Source organism: Pseudomonas sp. P20 (assembly GCF_016463925.1).
Taxonomy (GTDB): Bacteria; Pseudomonadota; Gammaproteobacteria; order Pseudomonadales; family Pseudomonadaceae; genus Pseudomonas; species Pseudomonas aeruginosa.
Map to the genome: position 1 here is coordinate 85,274 of NZ_JAEMVM010000036.1, position 6,190 is coordinate 91,463.

The following is a 6,190-nucleotide window of genomic DNA, read 5'->3' on the forward strand; positions in this document are numbered from 1 at the left end:
CGGCGGGTCTCAGCGGCGCAGGTAGGCGGCGAAGTCGATGTCGCCGGCGCTGAGGATCGCCTGGACCCGGTTGTGTACCTTGAGCTTGCGCAGGATCGCCGAGACGTGCGCCTTCACCGTGGTCTCGGCGATGTCCAGGTTGTAGGCGATCTGCTTGTTCGACTCGCCCTTGGTCATCCGCTCCAGCACCAGCAGCTGCTTGCGGGTCAGGGCCTGGAGCAGTTCCGGGGAGATGCCGTGTTCTTCGTGGCCGCTGCGTCGCGGCGAACTCTTCTGGGTGCGGATCACGTCCGAGGGCAGGTAGACGTTGCCGTTGAGGATCTGCTCGATGGCTTCGGTCATCTGCGCGCGTGGCGAGGACTTGGTGATGAAGCCCACCGCGCCGTAGGTGATGGCCTGTAGCACCACCTGCTTGTCCTGCTCGGCGGAGACGATAACCACGGGAATGGTCGGGGCCTCGTTGCGCAGGTTCATCAGGCCGTTGAGGCCGTGCATGCCGGGCATGTTCAGGTCGAGCAGGATCAGGTCGAGGTCGTCGTGTTCCTGGGTCAGGCCCAGGGCGCTGTCAAGGTCGGCGGTTTCCATCACTTCGCTGCCGGGGAATCCGTCGGCGATGACATTGTGGATGGCCTCGCGGAACAGCGGGTGGTCGTCGGCGATCAGGATCTTGTACATGGCCTGCACCTCGTTATTGTCGTTATGGGCGGCTGGTGGCGGCTCGGGGCACGCGGGCGGATGCGAATGCGCTCACGGTAGCAGTCGTGGGCGCGATAGCCCAGCGGGTGGGCGTTCCGCCGCGCGCTGCCGGGGACGCGTCGCGGAGCGTCGGCGGCCGGGTAGGCGGAGAAGGCGAACTCGGTACTGCGGCGGGACCGCCGCAGGGTAGTCGGGCGCTACGCGGGGCAAGGCAAGGCGGGGCATGGCGGCTTCTCGTCGTTTCTTCTTGTATGCGTCATTACAGGGCAGGCGCGCTGCTTTGGAAATTCGACGTCCGGAGGGGTGAACCAGTACCAAAGTAGCAGGACCAGGCGCTTGCGCAGCGCTCCTGCTGCATCGGCGGCGCCCGCAAGGGCGCCTGGAGGCGGGTGGCCGCGCAAAAGTAGCGGCCCGGCAGTACCAAGGTAGTAGCACGCCGTGGCTCCGCGCGTCCTAGCATGTCTCGACAACGACAATGGACAGGAGTCGCCGCCATGCGCATCGCCGTCACCCTGGTGTTGCCCATCCTGCTGATCCTCAGCCTGCTCGGGTTCGATTTCCTCTATTCCCGCCACCTCGGCCAGGAAAGACCTGCCGCCTGCGCCGTCGGACAGGCCTGTCGGATCGCCCCCTGAGCCACGCCATGGATGACCTGCGACCCGCCGGCCCGGCGGAGTACCGCTGGCTGCTCGCCGTGCAGGAGCGCGAGCGGCGCTTGCTGGCCCAGGCGGTGCATGACGATATCGGCCAGTACCTGACGGGTATCCGCACCCAACTGTTGTTGCTGCGCTGCACGGCAGGCGCCGGGCAGCCGGCGCTGGCACGCCTGGAGCGCTACTGCCAGGGGCTGGACGACAGCTTCCGCGCGCTGCTGCGCGGTCTACCGCCGCCGGCCCTGCAACGCCAGTCGCTGGACGAGGCGCTGCGCGCCTGCGTGGCGGACTGGCAGGAAGGCCAGGGCATCGCCTGCGAGCTGCGCCTGGGCGGTCCGCTGCCGCCCCTGGATGCGGCGGCCGGGACTCATCTCTACCGCCTGTTGCAGGAGGCGCTGAACAACGTCGCCCGGCATGCCGGCGCCAGCCGCGTGCGGATCCGCCTGCAACGCCGTGGCGGCTTTCTCTACCTGAGCGTACGCGACGACGGTCGCGGCTGCGCGGCGGACCCGGCACCCGGCTTCGGCCTGGACTCGATGCGCCAGCGCGCGCGCTGCCTGGGCGCTGAACTGAGCCTGCGCAGCCGTCCCGGACAGGGCCTGGCGTTGCGCCTGCGGATGCCGCTGGAACGCGGCGACTGAAAAAGGAGGGGACGATGAAGATCCTGCTGGTGGACGATCATTTCGTGGTCCGCGAAGGGCTGGCCGCGCTGTTGCGCGGGCTGTTCCCCGACGTGGAGGTGAGCGAGGCCGGCGATGGCGAAGAAGCCTTGCAGGCGGTGCAGCGGGACATTCCTTCGCTGGTCATCCTCGATCTCGGCCTGCCGGGCATCAGCGGCCTGGAACTGACTCGCCGGCTGCGCCAGCGCCTGCCGCAGTTGCGTGTGCTGTTCTTCAGCCTCCACGACGAACTTGCCCTGGTGCGCCAGGCGCTGGATGCCGGTGCCCGCGGCTACGTGACCAAGCGCGCGGCGCCGACGGTGCTGCTGGAGGCGATACGGCGAGTGCTCGCCGGCCAGCTCTATCTCGAGCAGCCGCTGGCCACGCGCCTGGCCTGCCATTCGCGGGAGGAGCAGGGCGGGGCAGCGTTGCGCGGGCTGACCCGTCGCGAGTTCGAGATCTTCCGCCTGCTCGCGCGTGGCCAGGCCCTGCGCGAGGTGGCCGAGCACCTGGGGGTAAGCGCCAAGACCGTGTCCAACCATGTCAGCCTGCTCAAGCAGAAGTTGCAGGTGAGTACCCAGGCGGAACTGGTGCACCGGGCCATCGACAGCGGCGTGCTGCGGCTGGGCCTGCCGCTGCCGCTCGCCGAGGAGGCTCGCGGCAGCCTTGGCTAGGGGTGCCGTCGCTGCTGTCCGGCGCTTCACTGCCAGCCCGCGGGGCAATCCTTGCAACCCTGCATGTTGCTGCCCTGGAAGTTGCCGAAGCGCACCTTGCTGCCGCGCAGGTCGGCATCTTCCAGGTTGGCCTCGGCCAGCTTGACTTCCTGCAGGTTGGCGTCGCGCAGGTCGGCGCCCTTGAGATCGGCGCGGGACAGCCAGGTCATCTCCAGGTCGGCGGCGCGCAGCGTGGCCTGGTGCAGGCGGCCGCCGCTGAGACGGGCGAACTCCAGGTAGGCGGCGGTGAGGTCGGCGCCTTGCCACTGGGCGCCCTGGGCGAACAGGCCCCAGGCCTGGATGGCCACCGCCCTGGCGCCGGAGAGGTCGGCGCCGCGCAGGTTGGCTTGCTGCAGGCTGGCGCGGGTGAGGTCGGCACCACGCAGGTTGGCTTTTTCCAGGTTGGCCAGGTCGAGCCTGGCGTGACGCAGGTCGGCGCCGGAGAGATCGGCGCCGGCCAGGTCGATGCGGCCGAGGTCGAGGTTGCGCAGGTCGGCGCCGCGCAGGTCGGCCTTGGCGCAGCGCGCGCCGGGCTCCAGGCGGCAGCCGGCGATGACGCGGACGTCGTCGATGTCGTCGGCGGCCTGGGCCAGGCCGGCGCCGAGCAGGGCGGCGCAGAGGAGGAAGGTCTTCATCGGGATACTCCGCAGGCGGGGAAAGCCGCGCCTCGCAGGGCGCGGCGCGGGGATCAGCGGCTGGCGGTGCGGTTGTCCCAGCTGGGCAGCTTGAATACCCAGAAGGAACCGCCCTGGGCCACCGGCCGGGTCAGGTCGGCCATGTCGCCGCCCCACAGCGGCACGGCGCCGCCGTAGCCGACGGTCACGCCGAGGTACTGCTCGCCGTCCTGTTCCCAGGTGATCGGTGGCGAGACGATGCCGCTGCCGGTCTGGAATTTCCACAGCTCCTTGCCGCTCTTCGCGTCGAAGGCCTTGAAGTAGCCGTCGCCGGTGCCGGTGAACACCAGGTTGCCGGCGGTGGCCAGCACCCCGGCCCAGAGCGGCAGGTGTTCCTTGTGTTCCCAGACCAGCTTGCCGCTGACCGGGTCCATGGCGCGCAGGCTGCCGACGTGGTCGTCGTACATGCGCTTGATCCGGAAGCCCATGCCAAGGTAGGCGCTGCCCTTCGTATAGCTGACCTCCTCGGTCCAGTAGTCTTCCTTCCAGTGGTTGGCCGGCACGTAGAACAGGCCGGTGTCCTGGCTGTAGGCCATCGGGTTCCAGTTCTTGCCGCCGAGGAACGGCGGCGATACTTCCACCGCCTTGCCATGCTTCTGCCCCGGTTCCGGCAGCGGCGGGCGCTGGCCCTCGCGCTCCACCGGGCGGCCGGTCTTCAGGTCGATGTGGCTGGCCCAGGTGATGTTGTCGACGAAGGGGAAGGCGTTCTGCAACTTGCCGTTGCTGCGGTCGACCACATAGAAGAAGCCGTTGCGGTCGGCGTGGGCGGTGGCCTTGACGATCTTGCCGTCCTTGGCCTTGTAGTCGAACAGCACCAGTTCGTTGTTGCCGGAGAAGTCCCAGGCGTCGTTGGGGGTGTGCTGGTAGAACCACTTCACCTCGCCGCTGCTCGGGTCCACCCCGACCTGGCCGGAGGTGTAGAGGCTGTCGTAGTCGTGCGGGTTGCCGCCCTTGGCGGTGCGCGCCCAGGTGTTCCACGGGCCGGGGTTGCCGGCGCCGACGATGATGGTGTTGGTCTCGGCGTCGAAGCTGGCGCTCTGCCAGGGAGCGCCGCCGCCGTGGCTCCACGACTCGACCTTGCCGGTCGGCGAGTTGCGATCGTCCGGCCAGGAGGGCGCCTTGACGTCGCCGGTCACCGTGCTGTCCTTGCCGTTCAGGCGGCCCATGTGGCCTTCGACGAAGGGACGCATCCAGATTTCCTCGCCGGTATCCGGATCGCGGGCGAACAGGCGGCCGACCACGCCAAACTCGTCGCCCGAACTGCCGTGGATCAGCAGGACCTTGCCGGTCTTGCCGTCCTTCACGATGGTCGGCGCGCCAGTCATGGTGTAGCCGGCGCCGTGATCGGCGAACTTCTTCTTCCACACCACCTTGCCGGTGTTCTTGTTCAGCGCCACCACCGAGGCGTCGAGGGTGCCGAAGAACACCTTGTCGCCATAGATCGCGGCGCCGCGGTTGACCACGTCGCAGCACGGGCGGATGTCGTCGGGCAGGCGGTGGTTGTAGGTCCACAGGCGCTTGCCGGTTTTCGCGTCGAGGGCGAACAGCCGCGAGTAGGAGGCGGTCACGTAGATCACGCCGTCGCTGACGATGGCCTGGGACTCCTGGCCGCGCTGTTTCTCGTCGCCGAAGGAGTACGACCAGGCCGGGGTCAGCTTGAACACGTTGTCGGCGTTGACCTGCTTGAGCGGGCTCCAGCGCTGGGCGTGGGTGCCCATGCCGTACTGCAGCACGTCGCCGGTGGTCTTGTCGTCGTTGGCGATGTCCTCCCAGGTCACATCCTTGGCCAGCGCGGCGCCAGCGCTGCCCAGGGCGACGGCGAAGGCGAGGCAGTGCAGGCTCGGGCGCAGGAGGCCGGCAGGGGCGGGTGAGGTTCTTGTTGTCATGATCGGGTTCCCGTTTGGAGTGAGGGTCGAGAAACGGCAGGCCGCTGCTCGGGCCGCGGCGGCTTCATGGTGGAAGCGGGGCGCGCCGGCGGGAACGGAAGATCGCCCGATTCGTCCGGGAAGACTTCCCGGCCGGGGCATGACTTGGACTTGCTGCCAAAGCCCCGCGTAAGGCCTTCCGAGGCTCTACTCCGAAGGGAGTAGGCGAGGACGCCCAAAGCAGGATTCGGGCGCGCGGCGGAGCTTCCTAGGATGGCGATGAGCGTCGTTTGGCGCCCGTGCCTTGTCCTGTCTCCCCGGAGGAATGAAGTGATGAACAAGAACAACGTCTTGCGCGGCCTGCTGGTGCTGGCCGGTCTCAGCCTCTCGAGCCTGGCGCTGGCCCACGGCGATGTGACCCCCCAGGCAGTGGACACCAAGGGACTCGAGCCGCTGGGCAAGGAATGGCGCGACACCAACCCCTACCGCAAGCCCTACGCCAAGCACGACCTCGCCGTCGAGATCGGCGCCTCCGCCTACAACCAGAACTGCGCGCGCTGCCACGGCCTGGAAGCCAAGTCCGGCGGCATCGCCCCGGACCTGCGCCTGCTGGAGACCGGCGCCGAGGGCGACGAATGGTTCAAGGAGCGGGTCATCAACGGCGCGGTGCGCGATGGCGCGGTGTACATGCCGAAGATGGCCGACTTCATCAGCCAGGAAGGCCTCTGGGCGATCCGCAGCTATCTGGAAAGCGTGCACGTCGACGAGTGACGCGCCCGACCCTTCGCCGCCGACCGCGGCGCCCTTGCACGAGTCCGCCGCGCCACGGCGGAACGACCACACAGGAGAGCTTCGCCATGATCTACGCAGCGCCCGGAACCCCCGGTGCCGTCGTCACCTTCAAGCCTCGCTACGGCAACTACATCGGCG

The 6,190-nt window shown here is 68.6% G+C and carries 8 protein-coding genes; 5 read left to right on the top strand and 3 right to left on the bottom strand.

Translation table 11 applies throughout. The features are described 5' to 3' along the window. Nucleotides 1-9: 9 nt before the first annotated feature. The gene (gene agmR / locus JHD77_RS29655; protein WP_003107754.1) at nucleotides 10-675 is read right to left on the bottom strand and encodes a response regulator AgmR; all 666 of its coding nucleotides are present in this window, start codon (nucleotides 673-675) and stop codon (nucleotides 10-12) included. 515 nt (nucleotides 676-1,190) lie between these two features. Here agmR and JHD77_RS29660 point away from each other — a divergent pair. From JHD77_RS29660 to JHD77_RS29670, 3 genes are read left to right on the top strand one after another with little or no spacing between them, the layout of a single operon-like run. Continuing rightward, nucleotides 1,191-1,331 (top strand): hypothetical protein, encoded by a 141-nt coding sequence (locus tag JHD77_RS29660; RefSeq protein ID WP_003088510.1) that lies wholly within the window; start codon nucleotides 1,191-1,193, stop codon nucleotides 1,329-1,331. A gap of 8 nt (nucleotides 1,332-1,339) precedes the next feature. After that, nucleotides 1,340-1,990 carry a sensor histidine kinase gene (locus JHD77_RS29665; protein ID WP_003139766.1) on the top strand — a complete coding sequence of 217 codons (651 nt, stop codon included), beginning with the start codon at nucleotides 1,340-1,342 and terminating at the stop codon, nucleotides 1,988-1,990. Between the two features lie 14 nt (nucleotides 1,991-2,004). Continuing rightward, the gene (locus JHD77_RS29670) at nucleotides 2,005-2,682 is read left to right on the top strand and encodes a response regulator transcription factor (RefSeq protein ID WP_003110775.1); all 678 of its coding nucleotides are present in this window, start codon (nucleotides 2,005-2,007) and stop codon (nucleotides 2,680-2,682) included. 26 nt (nucleotides 2,683-2,708) lie between these two features. Here JHD77_RS29670 and JHD77_RS29675 read toward each other — a convergent pair whose 3' ends face one another. Beyond that, nucleotides 2,709-3,356: a pentapeptide repeat-containing protein gene (locus JHD77_RS29675; RefSeq protein WP_003088520.1), complete on the bottom strand. Its 648-nt coding sequence runs from the start codon at nucleotides 3,354-3,356 to the stop codon at nucleotides 2,709-2,711. Nucleotides 3,357-3,409: 53 nt separating this feature from the next. Next, nucleotides 3,410-5,281, bottom strand: coding sequence for a quinoprotein ethanol dehydrogenase (gene exaA / locus JHD77_RS29680; protein WP_003111862.1), 1,872 nt, complete (start codon nucleotides 5,279-5,281; stop codon nucleotides 3,410-3,412). Nucleotides 5,282-5,593: 312 nt separating this feature from the next. On the opposite strand from exaA, the gene pedF reads away from it, so the two are divergent. Together pedF and JHD77_RS33175 are read left to right on the top strand one after the other, a co-directional pair. Further along, nucleotides 5,594-6,031, top strand: coding sequence for a cytochrome c-550 PedF (gene pedF / locus JHD77_RS29685; RefSeq protein WP_003113462.1), 438 nt, complete (start codon nucleotides 5,594-5,596; stop codon nucleotides 6,029-6,031). Between the two features lie 86 nt (nucleotides 6,032-6,117). Continuing rightward, a partial coding sequence (locus JHD77_RS33175) for a hypothetical protein (protein WP_003157595.1) occupies nucleotides 6,118-6,190 on the top strand: 73 nt, incomplete at its 3' end.